The sequence below is a fragment of the Affinundibacterium danionis genome (assembly GCF_042432465.1).
GTDB lineage: Bacteria > Pseudomonadota > Gammaproteobacteria > Burkholderiales > Burkholderiaceae_D > Undibacterium > Undibacterium danionis.
Genome location: NZ_JBHLXJ010000009.1, coordinates 424,073 through 441,167 on the forward strand (window position 1 = coordinate 424,073; position 17,095 = coordinate 441,167).

General features: G+C 45.1%; 12 protein-coding genes. 8 read left to right on the forward strand and 4 right to left on the reverse strand.

What is annotated here, in order from left to right; translation table 11 throughout:
- The first annotated feature begins 5 nt into the window (after positions 1-5).
- Together ACFFJH_RS10060 and ACFFJH_RS10065 are read left to right on the forward strand one after the other, a co-directional pair.
- Entirely contained in the window at positions 6-2,012 is a 2,007-nt protein-coding gene (locus ACFFJH_RS10060) for an eCIS core domain-containing protein (protein WP_446697463.1), read from the forward strand.
- A gap of 95 nt (positions 2,013-2,107) precedes the next feature.
- Positions 2,108-2,581 (forward strand): FKBP-type peptidyl-prolyl cis-trans isomerase, encoded by a 474-nt coding sequence (locus ACFFJH_RS10065; RefSeq protein WP_390212118.1) that lies wholly within the window; start codon positions 2,108-2,110, stop codon positions 2,579-2,581.
- Positions 2,582-2,726: 145 nt separating this feature from the next.
- Here ACFFJH_RS10065 and ACFFJH_RS10070 read toward each other — a convergent pair whose 3' ends face one another.
- Positions 2,727-4,349, reverse strand: coding sequence for a methyl-accepting chemotaxis protein (locus ACFFJH_RS10070; protein ID WP_390212120.1), 1,623 nt, complete (start codon positions 4,347-4,349; stop codon positions 2,727-2,729).
- Positions 4,350-4,904: 555 nt separating this feature from the next.
- Between ACFFJH_RS10070 and ACFFJH_RS10075 the strand changes: the two genes are divergently transcribed.
- Together ACFFJH_RS10075 and ACFFJH_RS10080 are read left to right on the forward strand one after the other, a co-directional pair.
- Positions 4,905-6,620, forward strand: coding sequence for a methyl-accepting chemotaxis protein (locus ACFFJH_RS10075; RefSeq protein ID WP_390212122.1), 1,716 nt, complete (start codon positions 4,905-4,907; stop codon positions 6,618-6,620).
- 267 nt (positions 6,621-6,887) lie between these two features.
- On the forward strand, positions 6,888-7,772 hold the full coding sequence (locus tag ACFFJH_RS10080) for a thioredoxin domain-containing protein (protein WP_390212124.1): 885 nt from the start codon (positions 6,888-6,890) through the stop codon (positions 7,770-7,772).
- 159 nt (positions 7,773-7,931) lie between these two features.
- Here ACFFJH_RS10080 and ACFFJH_RS10085 read toward each other — a convergent pair whose 3' ends face one another.
- From ACFFJH_RS10085 to ACFFJH_RS10095, 3 genes are all read right to left on the reverse strand, one after another.
- The gene (locus tag ACFFJH_RS10085) at positions 7,932-9,104 is read right to left on the reverse strand and encodes an IS4 family transposase (RefSeq protein WP_390212126.1); all 1,173 of its coding nucleotides are present in this window, start codon (positions 9,102-9,104) and stop codon (positions 7,932-7,934) included.
- A 291-nt stretch (positions 9,105-9,395) separates the two neighbouring features.
- Positions 9,396-10,517 (reverse strand): acyltransferase family protein, encoded by a 1,122-nt coding sequence (locus tag ACFFJH_RS10090; protein WP_390212128.1) that lies wholly within the window; start codon positions 10,515-10,517, stop codon positions 9,396-9,398.
- Between the two features lie 478 nt (positions 10,518-10,995).
- Positions 10,996-11,664 (reverse strand): alpha/beta fold hydrolase, encoded by a 669-nt coding sequence (locus ACFFJH_RS10095; RefSeq protein WP_390212130.1) that lies wholly within the window; start codon positions 11,662-11,664, stop codon positions 10,996-10,998.
- A 227-nt stretch (positions 11,665-11,891) separates the two neighbouring features.
- On the opposite strand from ACFFJH_RS10095, the gene ACFFJH_RS10100 reads away from it, so the two are divergent.
- The 4 genes from ACFFJH_RS10100 to ACFFJH_RS10115 all read left to right on the forward strand — a co-directional run bounded on the left by ACFFJH_RS10100 (position 11,892) and on the right by ACFFJH_RS10115 (position 17,002).
- Positions 11,892-13,151 carry a putative Na+/H+ antiporter gene (locus ACFFJH_RS10100; RefSeq protein ID WP_390212132.1) on the forward strand — a complete coding sequence of 420 codons (1,260 nt, stop codon included), beginning with the start codon at positions 11,892-11,894 and terminating at the stop codon, positions 13,149-13,151.
- A gap of 370 nt (positions 13,152-13,521) precedes the next feature.
- Positions 13,522-14,601 carry a gamma-glutamyl-gamma-aminobutyrate hydrolase family protein gene (locus ACFFJH_RS10105; protein WP_390212134.1) on the forward strand — a complete coding sequence of 360 codons (1,080 nt, stop codon included), beginning with the start codon at positions 13,522-13,524 and terminating at the stop codon, positions 14,599-14,601.
- Between the two features lie 84 nt (positions 14,602-14,685).
- Positions 14,686-15,876, forward strand: a complete 1,191-nt coding sequence (locus ACFFJH_RS10110; protein ID WP_390212136.1) for a cation:proton antiporter — start codon at positions 14,686-14,688, stop codon at positions 15,874-15,876.
- 1 nt (position 15,877) lies between these two features.
- The gene (locus ACFFJH_RS10115) at positions 15,878-17,002 is read left to right on the forward strand and encodes a YbdK family carboxylate-amine ligase (RefSeq protein WP_390212138.1); all 1,125 of its coding nucleotides are present in this window, start codon (positions 15,878-15,880) and stop codon (positions 17,000-17,002) included.
- Positions 17,003-17,095 lie beyond the last annotated feature (93 nt).

The window sequence follows — 17,095 nt, forward strand, 5'->3', positions numbered from 1 at the left end:
GCAGTATGCATACCATAGCTCCTGAAAATTCAAATGGACTCCCATCACAACTCAAAGCAGGGATAGAGTCATTGTCCGGTGTTTGCATGGATCAGGTTCAGGTACATTACAACTCAGATAAACCTGCGCAACTCAATGCCCACGCTTATGCACAAGGGAACCAAATTCATTTAGCGCCTGGGCAAAGTCATCACTTGCCGCACGAAGCTTGGCATGTGGTGCAACAAGCGCAGGGGAGAGTCAAACCGACTATGCAGTTAAAGAGCGGAAATGTTATCAACGATGATTTAAGCCTAGAAGCAGAGGCGGATAAAATGGGCGCGCAAGCAGCGACTATGCAGAGCTCGCAAAACACCACGCAATTGCTAAGCTATCGTCCTAGTGGTGCCGCGATGCCTATGCAGTTATCTTATAAATTTGGCGATAAAACATGGGCTGAAGACGACAGAAAATTGGAATCAAGTTTATTTAAAGACGAAGGCTCTGATGGTAAGTTTACTGGGGTTAAAGCTGACACTGGTTTGCCGACTGCTTATGGCGTGCTAAGCAGCATTTTCCGTAAAAATTTAAACAGTGATGTATTTAAAAGTACGAGCAGCCTTTCATCAAATTGCGATCGACCACATTCGGTGGCTGCAAGTTTGGAACGTAGTCAAAATCGTGAGGAACGAGGTAGCGAAGATGCAGACATCGTGTCTGCAATTGGTAACCTCGGTGATGAAGAATTCATGATACGCAATGGAGCATCAAGTAAACGAGCCGCAACTTATCACGGCGGACACTTAGTCGGAAATCAGATTTTAGGTGGAGATGCCAGTAACGTCGCTTGGAATGTGGCGCCACAAGATGCAAACAATAATCAATTTGCTTACAACAATACGATAGAAAGAATGTTGCGAGACGCAACGCCAGGAACTCAATATTCTTATGAAGTGAAAGTCGCCTATCGCAGTTTAAATTATCGTGTAAATCAGCAAATGTTACTTGATAATCAAATCATCAATAAATTAGATCCAAGCACGTTTTGGGAAATTCAAATTCCTGCACGTATCCCACAATTGTGGGAAGCGACGGCGACAATGAGCAATCAAGGTGAGTTCGCTTCGCCAGCAAAGGCCGAAGGCACAACCTACGATCAACTTTCGCAAAATTTAGAAAGCGAATTAGACGAAGAGGACAATACACACACCGCGCGTTACAAATTGGGTTTTCAGGGCAAAGATGGAGACGAGCTAGCACTAAAAGATGTCAAAAAAGACGCTTCAGAGGTAAAAAAGATTAGTTTCTCCATGCATCAAGTTCTACCGTCTGATCTCGACAGTCAACCACCGCCAAAGGGTTGGGGAACAAATGTGGATACTGATTTTGGCGAAGTAAAGCTGGAGCAATTGACAGTAGAAAAGGTAGAGAAACTGTTAAGCGAGATTAAAAAACAATATGAAGAAATTGATTTTAGTGAAAGTGAAGATGATATTGAGATTAAAGACGAAGATTTTCCAAAAATTCTCAGCTCCTTTCAATTTGGATCGAGTTCTGATTTAGCTTTTCAAATTCACTGCGGCGACAAATTAATATCTGAATTTGAGAAATACAACTATTTTTCTGCGCACAAGAGATACTGCCAAGAGTTTGAAATTGAACGTAATGAGTTGACTCTTCTTAAGACGAATTTGCAAAAAGAAGGTGAAATTTTGGAAGAAATTGAAAATGAAGATCTCACAATTTTTGACCAAAATGAATTATTGCAAAAGAAACGTAAGTTAGAAAAGCTTGAAGTTGGTAGTCGTACATATGAGGATAAGAAAAAAAACGTAAAGTCGAAAAAACAAAAAATAATAGATAATAGGAATGATCTAAAATTAGTTTGTGAAGAGATAAGGAGCGGAGAAGTAACCCGCGAAAAGAAACGGAATATTCAGTCTCTTCTTCAAAAAAGGACATTCCGAGAATTAGATTTAGTATCGCTTGGGGGGAAAATTTTAGAAATTAAACCGACTGAAACTAAGTATTAGCTGGCTTTAGGAAATTACTCCGCTCTTAATCACCTCGACAGACTAGCTTAGGTTAAGATACCGCCTTTATTATTTTTTAAACTGAGTCCAGCATCATGATCATAGAAAAAGACAGCGCAGTTACCATTCGCCTCACCGTCGTTGATGGCAAAGGTAAAGTATTAGAAAGTGGCAAAACACCAGTCGCTTACCTGCACGGTTACGATAATCTCTTACCAAAAATCGAAGAAGCTCTCCAAGGTCAGGAAATTGGTTTTAAATTGGCGATGAACTTATCCCCAGAAGATGCCTTCGGTGAGCGCAATGAAAGCTTGCTCAGAACGATCTCCAAAAAAGATTTCCCCGCTGGTATTAAAGTTGGCGGCATGATGGAAGGCTACAGTGAAACAGGTGAGCAAATGGTGTACACCGTGCTGAAGATCAAAGGCGATCAAGTCATGTTAGATGGTAATCATCCACTGGCAGGTAGCTCTTTGAAAGTCAACGTACAAGTATTAGACATCCGCGCGGCGACAGCGGAAGAAGTAGCGCATGGTCACGTTCACGGAGAACATGGGCATCACCATTAAGCGTGATGAATTTGGACAGAATTGATAGAGACTAAAAAAGCATCATGCTTGTTGAGCATGATGCTTTTTTTTTGAGATTAGCTAAGCCAGAGTGAGCTTAGCTGAGTTTAGTTGAACACTGTGCCAACAGAATGTGATGAGCACCTTAACGTAAACGCGGCGCAGTTCCGGATGCAGGTGCAGTTTTGGTCGTGGCTCTCGTCACCAAATTGGCATGTGTTTGATTCACTTTAAATGCACTTACAACTTTTGCGAGTGCAACTGCTTGATCTTGTAAGGCTTCCGCCGCCGCTGCCGCTTGTTCAACTAGCGCAGAATTTTGTTGTGTGACCTGGTCCATTTGTTCGACCGCTTTGTACACTTCATCGATTCCAGTACTCTGTTCTTTGCTGGCCTTGCTGATTTCTGCAATAATGTCTGTAACGCGGTGTACACCATCTACAATTTCGACCATCGTCGTTCCGGTATTGGCGACTAAGGTATTACCTTCGGTTACTTTCTCTACTGAGTCGTTGATCAAGGTTTTAATTTCTTTTGCGGCGGCGGCTGAACGCTGCGCTAGACTGCGTACTTCAGACGCTACCACAGCAAATCCTCGCCCTTGTTCGCCTGCTCTTGCTGCTTCTACAGCTGCATTTAATGCCAGAATATTGGTTTGGAAAGCAATGCCATCAATGACAGAAATAATGTCGACAATTTTTTTCGACGAATCATTGATGGATTCCATCGTGTTAATCACCTCGTCGACCATTTTGCCACCCTTGATTGCTACCTCGGAGGCTGACAAAGATAATTGATTAGCTTCGCGTGCATTGTCAGAATTTTGTCTGACCGTTGAAGTCAGCTCTTCCATAGATGCGGCAGTCTCTTCCAGTGAGCTGGCTTGATCTTCGGTGCGCGATGACAGATCTTGATTGCCCGCAGCGATTTCGGATGATGCGGTGACGATATTGTCGGTAGCGCTACGTACCTCGGTGACGATGTTTAATAAATTATTGTTCATTACTTTTAATGCGTCCAACAATTGACCGGCTTCATCATTTGAATCTGCAACAATATCGCCAGTCAAATCGCCACTCGCAACCCGGCGTGCTGCATCTAATGCGGTATTGATAGGGCCAACGATACTGCCTATCAGCAGCCATCCACTAATCAGACCAAACAACACAACCAGACACGCTAAAATTAATATCAAGTTACGGCTGGTAGTTGCAATGTCATCGACTTTCTTAGCCGTGGCATCAATGCTATGGCGTTGCATACTGAGTAAATCGTTGACCATCTTTTGATAGGTGGCGGCGACTTGAACAAAGGTATCTTTGAATACTCTATCAGCATCTTCTGTTTGACCTGCCGCTTTAAATTTGGCGATCTCATCACGCGATGAAAGATAGAGCTTGCGTTGTTCGCCTAGCTTTTCAAATAGAACCTTTTCGTCGTCGCTGCTTAGCAATAGTCCAATTTGCTTTTGAAGTTCAGCCGAAATTTGCGACGATTGCGCGGACTCATCTTTGAAATAAGTGCTGAGTGAAGGATCAGAGCTTTTAGCGATGGCTGTGGTGCGCCGAATCGCACTATCAATTTTGCTATACCAATCAGAAATAAGTCTTTCTTTCGCCAGCGGCACTTGCATCATTTCACGAGTAGCGGTGGCTACTGTCTGTAGGCGCCAAACACCGATGGCGGAAATTAAAATAGATAAAAGCAACATGATGCCAAAGCCAATCGCTAGACGTTTGCCGATTCCAAAATTTTTAAGCGAAATCATATAAGTTACCTTTAATTTAGGAGCTGTTGAGCTACTGAGCTATTAAGTTGTTTCAGATGAGCGTTGTTTCTCAATCTGCGGTGAAGATGGAAGAACATTAAAATGTAATGTATCTAATCAATGATCCCACATGAACATCGACCCCACTTCGTCAAACTATTAATCAATCTATAGTTCTCTCTTTTTAAATGCAAGATGAATTCGATTGATTGTGTTGAGAAAATGACAGCCGCCGTGAGATCAACTTGACATTATAAGTTGTGTTGGCAAAATTGATGTCGTCAAGAATTTGATCTGACAACATGCTGGCGGCTTATTAGCGCGTTTGGTTTATTTGACTAAGCTCAAGTTTTGCGAAATGAAATCATCGTAGCTCACATTTTTTAACAATTCTGTTAGACGACCTCCCTATACTTTCGAGGCTAGAAACGAATCTTTAAACCAACCCGTTTAAGGAAGGAATACTATTGTCCACCATATAGGCTTTCGTCATTCGTCATCGCACATATCAACATCATTGATCAACTTGATTGAGTACGAAATAGAGGGTTATGCATGCGGCAAAACTTACCGGTCACCCAAGTCGAGTACGTCTTGGACGACTCTGAAACCATCGTTTCAAAAACTGATTTGCAAGGCAATATCACTTACGCTAACGACGCCTTTATCCGTATTAGTGGCTATACCGAAACTGAATTGATCGGCGCTCCGCAAAATATCTTGCGTCATCCCGACATGCCCGCCGAGGCATTTGCCGACCTATGGCGTACGATTAAGGCGGGTAAATCTTGGACAGGCTTAGTTAAAAATCGTTGTAAGAACGGCGATTATTATTGGGTAGAAGCACATGCTGCCCCATTGATTAAAGATGGGCAGATGGTGGGCTATACCTCGGTCAGAATTAAACCAACGCGCGAACAAATAAGAGCCGCTGACGCAGCCTATACGGCCATTCGACGAGGTGATACGACATTAGAAATTCACGAAGGTGCAGCGATTCCACGACGGCGCTGGAGTTGGTTAAATTTTCATGCGCGCTTATCCATCGCCACACGCTTACTCAGTTTTGTCGTATTGATGACTATCCTAAATGCTGCGATAGTTTGGTCTAGCTACGTAAATAAGAGTGCTGCTAGTGATTATCTCTCTTTGAGTCTAGGCATTGTGGGAATGTGTATGGCGCTCAGCTTTGGACTTAATTGTTATTACACGATTATCCCACCGCTACGCCAAGCGGCGCATGATATGAAAGTGATGAGTGCAGGTGATTTAACCGGCTACATTCGTTCGCACGGTGAGAATGAAATTGCTCAGATGGCGCAATCCTTGAGAGTGTTGCAGACCAATATTAAGCTCTTGGTTGGGCAAATTAAACAAGCGACAGAACACGTCAACCTAGATGCGACCGACATGGCGATTGGCAATAATGATTTAGCGCGACGTACCGAGATTCAAGCTAGCTCACTAGAAGAAACCGCCTCTTCCATTGAAGAGCTGACTGCGACCGTCAAACAAAACGCCGATAACGCCCATAAAGCCACCGACATCGTTACCGAGACGGCAGCCTTTGCTGACAAAGGCGGTCAAGTGGTTGCTAATGTGGTTTGTACCATGGGTTCTATTAAAGAGAGTTCGACCAAAATCGCAGACATTATCGGCGTCATTGATGGGATTGCTTTTCAAACCAATATTCTGGCTTTAAATGCTGCCGTGGAAGCCGCGCGTGCAGGTGAGCAGGGACGAGGGTTTGCGGTAGTCGCTAGCGAGGTGCGCGCATTAGCACAGCGTAGCGCTAATGCGGCTAAAGAGATCAAGACGTTAATTAATGATTCAGTAGAAAAAGTCAGTAAAGGCAGTGAGCAAGTTGATGAAGCTGGAAAAAATATGACCGAAATTGTGAACGATGTGAAGCGTGCTGCAGATGTGATGCGCGATATCACCGTAGCTAGTCGGGAGCAGAGTATCGGTATTGATTTGATCAACCAAGCTATGACACAGATGGACGATATGCGACAACAAAATGCCGCACTGGTGGGACAAGCGGCAGCCGCTGCCGACAATATCAAAATGCAAGCGGCCGAATTGAATCATCTAGTGAATACGTTTATTTTGGTGAAAGCTAGACATCATGACCACGATATAAGTCGCCCCACAAGGATCAATTCACCGACTCATTTATCGAGTAACTCGGATAAGGGATCACGTCGTTTGGCCTTGAGTAATCAGAGCACTATGCAGCAAAACAGCGAACAGCCGAGACGCTACGCCTAGTAACTGTAATCGGATTAGGTTCTAGGAAATGTATAGTAGAAGCCGACGAGGTAGAAGAGAAAGATAACTCTGTCAATTAGGATAATGAATAAGGTAACTTATTCTATAATAATCAATTCAAGCATCGCCTTGCACTTTGGCATAGCTGATTTTGCCGATATCGATGTGCATGATGGAGGGCATTTCGGCTTATTGGTGATCTTGAATCTGTTATGAATTCGACTGAAGTTATTTTTGTCTAGTTATTCCTACCTCTGAGGTTGCTACGTGAACTTAAAATCCTACTTGACCACTATTGCAAAACTGGGACTCAGCTTGATCGTTCTCAGTATGACCGCTGTGCCTGCTCAGGCCGATATCACCAGTGTGAGTGCCACTGTTAAAAAATTGTATGGCAATAAAAATGTGGTGAAAGAAACGATCTTCAAAGATCTCTACAGAATAGAAGGCGGACCCAATGAAGCGATTTATTTCATTAATGATTCAGCGACGCTGATACTTGAAACCAATAATCTCAAGGTCACCAACTGGAGCCAGCCCGTACAGAAGCCAAGTGCAATTAGTGATCAAGAAAAGTCCAAAATACTTTCAGCCATTTTGCACAATATCCGCTTCGATAAATTGATACAAATCACGCAAGGTAAGGGGGCGAATAAAGTCTTGTTACTGTCTGCTTACGATTGTCCGTTCTGTATTAAGTTTGAGCAGATGTTAGCAAGTGCGGGCGATAAATTGGATGTCAGTTTTTTCATCGTTCCTGATACCTTGGAAAGCGATAATCCACAACGCAAGCAGAATGTACAAAACATTTGGTGTGCCGCCGATAACGCAAAAACTTGGCGCGAAGGCGTGGTAAAAGCTAGCTTACAATATCCTGTTGCTAGTAAGAGCGATTGTACTTTGTCGTTTGCTGACGCTAGAGATTTTCAGATCATACTCAGATCCTTGGGCTTGCGAGTGGGTTTCCCTTTTATGATCGCGGATAATGGTCTGCCTTTAACCCCCACCTCTGATCTGAATGCGTTTAAGGCACAACTTAGTTCCGGTACTCATAAACAATTTTGGGTTCCTGAAATGTTGAGCGTTTTTCCCTCTAGTTTATACAGTCAATTTCGTGCAGAAAACGCCAGTCCACGTGGCTGGTATAAATAAACTAGTTCTGAGTGTCAAACGTATTTATCGAAATACTTGAATATTGAAATACTGAGAATTTCCCTCGCGCACGGCTAATGGTGTTCAGTTAAGCTCAATAAGACGAACTGTCGTTCCCGCGTAGGCGCACTGCTGTCCGGAATAATTTTCTTGACAGTTTCATGTAAATAATTGTGTTTGAAATTGTTTCATTATTTCCTCCTTTTGTCGTCGTTTTCGTTCTCGATGTTCGTCTAAACCTTTACACTGAAACAGCGTAGCGCGGATCAAACATAAACACTCCCACAAAGTTGCTTTCAACTGATGGGTTTGCTTATGTAGCGCAACCAATAAATAAGCAATTAGTGCCGTCAATAACTGTATCCGCACTGCGTTCTCAGACCGTCCAAGAAAGCGCTTGATCTTGAGATGCTGCTTGATCCATTTAAAAAATAATTCAATTCCCCAACGCTCTTTATAGCGTTGTGCAATGTCCCGCGCACTATTCGTCAAATCATTCGTTGCTAAGACCAATGGTGTCGCTTTATCTTCCCTAATCACCGTCACGCGGCGTAGTGGGCGCTCATAATGCAACTTGCATTTCGCTCTCGCGTGCTTGTGTTTAAAACGTACCAGTTGATCACTGATGACGATGTCTTTATCCACTGCTTCTATCGGTAATTCTTTCTCGATACTCACGCCTGCATTGCACTTGAAACGCGTTACAAATTGCGCTTCTGCTAAATCGATTTCTCGCCACCAGCCATAGTCACAATAGCCTTTGTCGAAGACATAAATCGCACCTTTTTGTAGTGGCACATCCCACGCTTTCGTCACATCATTCACATTCGGTGCCGTCATGCTTTGCCACGTTGGCACCTCTGCTTTCGTGTCGTACAGCACGTGTAATTTCAATCCTTGCGTATGCCGTGTTTTTGACTCTTCAGTCCAGCGATCAAACTCTCTACCCCTCAAAAAAATCGGTGTTGAATCAAGTAAACATAACCATTCTTTACTTTGCTGACGCACTGACCGACTCGCTTTTTGCATCAACCATTGCACCACATCGACAAACACCGCCTCTTTACGTTGGCTATTGGCATCTGCCAGCGTCGATTTCTTGATCGCGCTAGCGCCCAGATGATAATGATGCGCAAAGTGACCATTAAAACCAGCCTGCAATTCTCGCAAACTCGATGCGCCGCTCAGTTGCCCATAAATCATGGCTATTGCGTGCTGCCAGTAGCCAAATTGCTTCGTATACTTGTTCGCGTTGTGTTTCTTGACAATGGCATCGAAGGGACCTCGCGGCATCCCCTTCATTATTTCTTGAAAATTGGTTATTCTAAACATGTTGCAGGTTTGGTTTTTTAGTCGGCAAACCGAGGTTAACACTCGTAAACCAATGCCTGCAACATCCCACAGCTTAGTCAAGAAAATTATTCCGGACACCAGTGCGCGTAGGCGGGAATCTAGCGTCTTTAGGCTGTTACGCCACTGGATTCCCGCTTACGCGGGAACGACAAACTTTGAGTGCTTCCGTTTTACTGGTTGGTATTGTTCGTCCACGACGAGTTCAAGATATTGCGAGCGAGGGTGACTGTACAAGCTATTCGCGATGACCGATATATTTTTACACCAGCTTTATAGTATTTTCTTAGCGCCGGGAAGTTTGACCAATAAAGCCGCAACGCCAAAACTAATCAGCAAACTGGCCGTACCCACGACGCCAAACATCACCAGGGAAATTCCCTTCCAATCCTGTAGCAAAACACCCAAACCGACCACTACGGGTGGGTGAATAATAAACGCTGTGAAACATAACGGTGCTAGTTTTTTCCAAAACGCCCAAGGTTGGCTTGATACACGAAAACGCCATAGCAACATCAGCATAATTCCACACGCTACAAACGGCTCCCACATCGCATAGGCGAATGCGGGCAGTGTCCAACCGCCATTCACATAAAAAGAACCACCCTGCAAAGCACCGCTCAAAATTCCATAGGCAAACAAACTAGGTATCGTCAACAAACTAATCCAAGCCCAAGGCAAGGCCAATTTTTTGTATATGTTTTCCAGCAAACGTCCATGAGCCGCTGCACAGCCAAAAAAGAATAACAAAATATACGATGCAAAATAACCGATCTGCAACAAACCACGTTCTTGACCCGTCGGTACCCATAAACGTATAGCGAAAGCCGCAAGTCCCCAGATCAATAAGAAGCCGGCAACTTTGGTATGACTGAGAACGTTGGGTGATAAATGCCAACTCACTTTAGGCAAAAGTACGCGCAAAACTAGGTAAACAACAGAAAAAATTAATAAGGCGTAAGCGAACCACAAAGGGCCGATATTAAATGATCCATGTGTCATCAGTTGCCACCAAAACGACCACACAGTTTCACCAGTAGGCGTCTCAGCCAAGGCGTTTGTGAAAGGGCCAAGTACGAATCCAAATACTAGAATTGGAACGCCCAGGCGTAACAGTCTATCCATCATGAACTGCTGTGTGCCCTTCTTTTCAAATGAGCGGGTACTAAAATAACCCGCCAACAGAAAAAACATCCCCATAAAAAATGCCTGATTGATAGAGCAAAATAATGTCAGCAAAAAACCAGAGGCTAATCCACTAGACTTGTAGCGTAAATACCAGCCACCCGACGCACCGTACATAATCGCGGTATGGTGGAGAATTACCAAAGCCGTCAACAGCACACGAATACGATCCAGAAAATCAGTCCTAGAAGTTTGCATTATGTTTGTCATCTTTGTCCTTTTCGTCTCTTTTGTATAGCGTTGCAGCGAAGATTCGCTAGAAAGATCAATGTGGTTATTGATGACGCTATGCTAAAGAAGATGACAGGCGATTGAAATCAGAATGTGGCGAAATGGGTGAGAGTTGGGGCGAAGTGGATGGCAGGCAAAAAAGTAGGGCAGGTGAAACACCGTAGGCGCTAACCAAATTAGAGATTGTCCTGAAACGTCCAGAACGCTCGCTTTACTACTTCCCCTTCAAAGGGAAGGTTGGGATGGGGATGGGTTTTAGTCGAAATCGTAGAGTTTTTGCTGTACTTTAGTGATCAAAGCCTTCACAAATAAAGAACAAAAAAGTAGGGCGGGTGCAACCCGCGCCGCCAGAATGTCAAGCAACTCAGCTTAACGTATGCACAGCGCGGCTTGCAACCGCCCTACAAATTTCAATACCGATACGACCAAATATCGCAAGTAAGGCTCACTACCCAAACTACATCGCAGGCAACACACCCATAATCACCTGTTGGAGCTTCTCCGCTTCATCTTGATGAATCTGGTGCCCTGAGTTTTCAAACATAAACAAGGATTTCTTCGGCGCTTTCAAAGCCTTGAAATAATCGACCGTGATCCGTGTCGATGTTTGAATATCATTCTTACCCACGAAAAAATAAATCGGGCACTCCACCGACTGCATTGTCTTAGGTAAGTCGATACGCGTTACCTCATTCCACACGGGTGACCAAGTTTTTGACCATTGCAGAAAGCCCGTCTTAAATCCCTCACTCGTTGCGAACGCTTTACCTTCTTTGAAGAACAACCATTTCCGCAAATAGAACATATCCTCATCCACCACGGAAGGCATACTCACTGTCGCCAATTCTTTACTCGCGACTTCATTGTCTTTAAAGTGATTTTTTAAAATTGCCAGTAATTCTTTTTCACTCGTAAGTTGGCTAACGACAGGATTAGACGCGAAATAGGCATGTAATAATTCTGGGTGATTTTTAACAATATAAAAGCCCAAAACATTACCCCATGAGCTACCCAACAAATAGATTTTGTCTTGCTTTAATTCTTTTCGAATAAATTGTATGACCTCTAGCGTATCCTGCTCCATCAAGCTCACAGACGGCTGCATTGGCGAAGGATTTAATTTCAAGGTCTTACCCGCATCACGCTGATGATCGCTTTGGGTTATTCTAATCGCCTGCCATTGCAGAAATAATGCATGAAAATATGTTGCTAAGTCGATTTGTATGACTGGAAAATCGAGGCTGGTCAGCCTTGATTAAATCGGTTAGACTTTGGCCGGGTGCACATCATTTATGATGCAGCAGGTTTCAGCGAAGGTCGGGCCGCCTCGCTGCTTAATTACAGCCAAAGCCTATGAACCATCTCAATATTGAGCTGATTGCCGCTATTATCTTCGCAATCGCTCTCGTTCACACCTTCGCCGCAAAACAGTTTGAGCGCTTATCACATCGTTATCCGCGCCACGCTGGTTTATTTCATTTACTCGGCGAAGTTGAAGTCGTATTCGGCTTCTGGGCGATCGTTTTAATTTTCTGTATGACTGGCATCAGCGGAGGCGAAAGGGCCTTAGCCTATGCCGAATCACGTCAATATACCGAGCCCCTATTTGTATTTGTCGTCATGGTGGTGGCGGCCTCGCGCCCGATCTTAGAATTAGTCATAAATACGGTAAATACTGTCGCACGAGTGATGCCTTTGCGCACCTCCTTAGTCAGTGCTTGGTTAGGACTCGCCGCCGTGCCATTGTTCGGCTCAGCAATTACTGAGCCTGCCGCCATGACAATCGCGGCCTTGATGCTGGCTCCACAAGTATTTCGATCTGAAGTGCCTGAACGCATTAAATATTTTGCGCTAGGCGTGCTTTTTGTGAATGTGTCGATAGGCGGTACCTTGACCTCATTCGCAGCACCACCTGTGCTGATGGTAGCAGCAACTTGGCAATGGGACTCGGCGTTTATGCTGGCTACATTCGGTTGGAAAGCAGCGATTGCGGTGTTGATTAATGCGACCATCGCGGTTTTCGTATTGCGCAAACATTTGCCAGATCAAATACAACAAGTCAGCGCAGAGACGAAAAAATCGGTACCCATCTCACTCACCATGGTTCATATCGCGTTTTTGGTGGGTGTCGTTATGTTGGCTCACCATCCAGTCGCTTTCCTTGGTTTATTTTTGATGTTTCTCGGTGTGACACAAGCTTATGAGCGTCATCAAAATCCATTGATTATTAAAGAAGCGCTGTTGGTTGCTTTCTTCTTGGCGGGATTAGTCGTACTCGGTGGTTTGCAACAATGGTGGTTGCAGCCTTTAGTCTCCGCGATGTCACCGAAAGTTTTATTCTTTGGTTCGACTGCGCTGACCGCAGTGACTGATAATGCGGCGCTCACTTATTTAGGCTCCTTAATCAGTGGCATTTCTGATCAAGCCAAATACAGCTTGGTAGCGGGCGCTGTCGCAGGCGGTGGTTTAACCATGATTGCCAACGCCCCCAATCCCGCGGGCGTCGCTTTGCTCAAGCGTGGTTTCTCCGATGAGTCTATCGGCGCAGGTGGTCTATTGATAGGTGCGCTAGCACCAACCGCCATCGCGATTGCTGCATTTATTTTTCTTTGATTCGATGTGACCTTCTAGGCCACACAGTAAATCAATTAGCAAATCAATTAGCAAATCAAGTTGATTTAGTTTGCCAGCCACGCTAGTTATATTGGCTATATAACTCATTCAAGTCATACAAGCCATTCAAACCATTCAAGCCAAATAGGAGGTCATACGCTTAAACAACCGAATATCTTGATTTGATCAATAGATCACTTCTATCACTTTTATCGATTGACTGTACCAACACCGCAATAAACCAGGTGTAGGCGAGTAGATTGATGAAGCTATACCTCTGCATCAACCTCGCTGTTTGAGTTCTTCGTTAAGCTTATCTTTAAGCCGAGCGAGAGCGGATGCAGAAGTCGCTGAGAAAGGTTTTCGTAACATGAACGACACAACAAACAACTCAGGTCAAGGTGAAGTGCCTAGACCCACTGAGGATGTACCAAATCCCACATCCTCATCGCAAGCTAGCGCTGCTGCTACGCCAGAGCTTGCGCAAACACAGGCTCAAGCTCAAGCACAGCCGCAAACTCAGGCACAACCGCAGCCACAACCTCCGGTACAACCCCAGGCACAAGCAAAAGCCATCATCTCGCCCTCCAGCGACCCACATCCATGGCGTACGATGATCGATTACATGCAGGCGCGGTTTCGTACTATCTCCCAAAATGCAGCGCAACAATTAACGCGTCGCACAATCAAAATCGGTATCTCAGCTCGTATCTTCCACCCCAGCCAAGGCTCTAAAGGTTTGTCGAGTAAAACCTTGCAATACTTAGAAGAGTCGATCGCGCATTGGGTCATGTCGCGCGATGTGATGGTGTTTATGATTCCATCGGTGAATACCCATGGTCGAATTCACCCTAGTAATATTCGACTGCGTGACTATGCCAAACATTTAGACGGCTTGGTATTACAAGGTGGTGCCGATGTCGCGCCAGAGACCTATGCAGAACAAGCAACGCGACCAGAATGGATGGGTGATCGCACACGCGATATGTACGAACTAGAGCTACTGCATGAGTTCATTGAAGCGAGAAAGCCTCTGCTCGGCATCTGTCGTGGCTGCCAACTTTTGAATGTGGCATTTGGCGGAACACTGTATCAAGACATCGCGACCGAGGCATCAAATCCTATCCCCCACGTACACGATCTGTACGATCAATACACGCATGAACTAGAGTTCCTGCCCAGTTCAAGTCTAGGAAAACTATTTCCCCAAAAAATAGCCATCGTGAACTCTATCCATCACCAAGCGGTCAAAACCTTAGGAAAAGGCATCGTAATCGAAGCGATTTCTAAAACTGACAATATCGTTGAGGCGATACGTTTGCGCGATGCAAAGTTCGTCGTCGGTTTGCAATGGCATCCCGAATTTCATAGCGCAGGCGCATCGAACTTACTCGATTGCACACCCATACTCGACAATTTTTTACGCGCAGCAAGAGAAACACGTTTCTAAATTTGAAGTTTGCAGCGACCCACGTTAGACAAATGTTCAATCCACCTTTGACATAGACTAACGTTACCACCACGAAAGGACGTCATGCTAGAACTTACTACCTCACTCCAACATGATATGGCTTGGCCATTCACGATTTTACTGGCCTGGATTATTGGCGAATTCGCCAACCGTTGGCTCAGGCTGCCGCGTATCAGCGCCTATGCCATCGTCGGATTTTTACTTGCGCCATCGCAACTAGGATTGCTCCCAAGTAGTCAATCTCCGACCATGCTATTGATGGCGAATATCGCCTTTGGTTTAATCTTATTTGAAAGCGGTTATCGCATTAATCTACGCTGGCTGCGCAGCAATCCATGGTTTGCTGCGGCAAGTGTAACGGAAGCGGTACTGACCTTTGTCTGCGTCTATTTTCTGGTACTTGCGTTCGCTCAGACTGAGACTACCGCACTCTTGTTAGCCTCGCTCTCAATGGCAACGTCACCTGCGACCATCTTACGCGTGATCAATGAACAAAAGAGTTCAGGGCAAGTGACCGAACGCGTCTTGCATTTATCCGTGCTCAATTGTGTGCTCGCCGTATTGACCTTCAAAGTCATCCTCGGTCTGGTCATTTTTAAAACCTCGGGTAACGTATGGAGTGCCGGCTATAACAGTCTCATCGTATTACTCGTCTCGACCGCGCTGGGCGTTACCTTAGGCGTATTGATCCCCGCCGTTCTGCGCAAAACCAAGCGCCTAAATCAAGACGGCACCTTGGCGTTCACTATCGCGGTCGTGTTTATCGTCGCCTTAACGCATAGCTTAAAATTGTCGCCAGTGCTCGCCGCCTTAACCTTCGGTTTGGTGGTTAGACATCGACGCATTATTTTGAATTCATCACAACGTGGATTTGGTGCATTGGGCGATTTGTTATCGGTATTGCTGTTTGTGTTTATCGCTTCAACGATAGAGTGGAAGCAGGTAGTCGCGGGCATAGGCCTGGGTCTATCGATAATTTTAATTCGTCAAATCGCCAAGACAGTTGGCATTGGTATTTTTTCTCGTGTCAGTGGCATTTCGTGGCGTAAAGGCGTACTCGTTGGTATGGCGAGTCTGCCGATATCGACTTTTGTCATCCTCGTGTTAGAACAGACCAGATACGTTGGGATAGATTTGGTCGATCAACTCGCGCCATTAGCCGCGGCTGCTTTCACCTTAGAAATCATTGGCCCGCTCTTCATTCAACGCGCTTTGATATGGGCGCAAGAAGTCCCAGAAAACAAGGAGGTATAAGATGGCCTTAGAACGATTTAAAAACTCGCAAGCCTTGAGCATGGGTGTAGAACTGGAATTGCAATTAGTCAGTTTGAGTGATTTCGATTTATTAGCTGCTAGCCCTGATATGTTAGAACTACTTTCACGCAAACCATTCCCTGGCGTCGTCACGCCCGAAGTCACCGAAAGCATGTTGGAAATCGCGACCAGCATACAAACTAACCATACCGGTCTCATCAGTGAGCTGCGCGAGATGCGCGACATCTTGGTGCAAGCCGCCGACAAACTGAATATTGGTATCGGTGGCGGCGGAACCCATCCGTTTCAAATTTGGTCTGATCGCCGCATTTTTAAAAAACCACGTTTTCAAGAAGTCTCTGCACTCTACGGTTATTTGACCAAGCAGTTCACCATTTTTGGACAACACGTGCACATAGGTTGCACCAGTGGCGATGAGGCGCTCTTTTTGTTGCACGCGCTGAATCGCTATGTCCCACACTTCATCGCCTTATCCGCATCCTCACCTTTTGTACAAGGACACGACACGCTATTTAATTCTGCTCGACTTAATTCGGTATTCGCATTTCCATTGAGTGGCCGCGCACCGTTTTTTCTGAAATGGGATGAATTTGAAAATCATTATTTCAAAAAAATGGAACACACAGGCGTCGTCAAAAGTATGAAAGATTTTTATTGGGACATTCGCCCTAAACCAGAATACGGCACGATAGAGCTGCGAGTGTGCGATACGCCATTAACGGTAGAACGCGCTGCCGGCTTAGCTTGTTATCTGCAAGCGCTATGCAAATATCTGTTAGAACGCAACGAACCCAATCCCGCCGAAGACGACTATCTGGTCTATAACTACAACCGTTTTCAAGCCTGCCGCTTCGGGCTAGACGGCACCATCGTCCATCCCAAATCGTATGAACAAATGCCACTGCGCGAAGACATCTTAACCACGCTACGCAAGATTCAACCACACGCCGATAGCTTAGGCGCGAGCGAAGCCATATTCCACATCTATCAAGCAACCCACACTGGCAGCGACGCCAGCCTATTGCGCGATGAATTCGCACATCGTGGCAGCGTTGAAGGAATGGTGGATTTTTCTATGCAGAGGTTTAGGCAAAGTGTGGGGTGAACATTGGTTTGTTACTTGGTCTAGTTGAATGCGGCACGTGACCACAACGATAGCGCGGGTGACATCTGGGTTTGTTAAGAGCCGAGAAAATAC

Bases quoted from the DNA above. Each gene is read 5' to 3' on its own strand.
- ACFFJH_RS10110 (WP_390212136.1), top strand. From the start codon at position 14,686: ATGCTAGAACTTACTACCTCACTCCAACATGATATGGCTTGGCCATTC.
- ACFFJH_RS10115 (WP_390212138.1), top strand. From the start codon at position 15,878: ATGGCCTTAGAACGATTTAAAAACTCGCAAGCCTTGAGCATGGGTGTA.
- ACFFJH_RS10075 (WP_390212122.1), top strand. From the start codon at position 4,905: ATGCGGCAAAACTTACCGGTCACCCAAGTCGAGTACGTCTTGGACGAC.
- ACFFJH_RS10105 (WP_390212134.1), top strand. From the start codon at position 13,522: ATGAACGACACAACAAACAACTCAGGTCAAGGTGAAGTGCCTAGACCC.
- ACFFJH_RS10060 (WP_446697463.1), top strand. From the start codon at position 6: ATGCATACCATAGCTCCTGAAAATTCAAATGGACTCCCATCACAACTC.
- ACFFJH_RS10065 (WP_390212118.1), top strand. From the start codon at position 2,108: ATGATCATAGAAAAAGACAGCGCAGTTACCATTCGCCTCACCGTCGTT.
- ACFFJH_RS10085 (WP_390212126.1), bottom strand. From the start codon at position 9,104: ATGTTTAGAATAACCAATTTTCAAGAAATAATGAAGGGGATGCCGCGA.
- ACFFJH_RS10100 (WP_390212132.1), top strand. From the start codon at position 11,892: ATGAACCATCTCAATATTGAGCTGATTGCCGCTATTATCTTCGCAATC.
- ACFFJH_RS10070 (WP_390212120.1), bottom strand. From the start codon at position 4,349: ATGATTTCGCTTAAAAATTTTGGAATCGGCAAACGTCTAGCGATTGGC.
- ACFFJH_RS10090 (WP_390212128.1), bottom strand. From the start codon at position 10,517: ATGACAAACATAATGCAAACTTCTAGGACTGATTTTCTGGATCGTATT.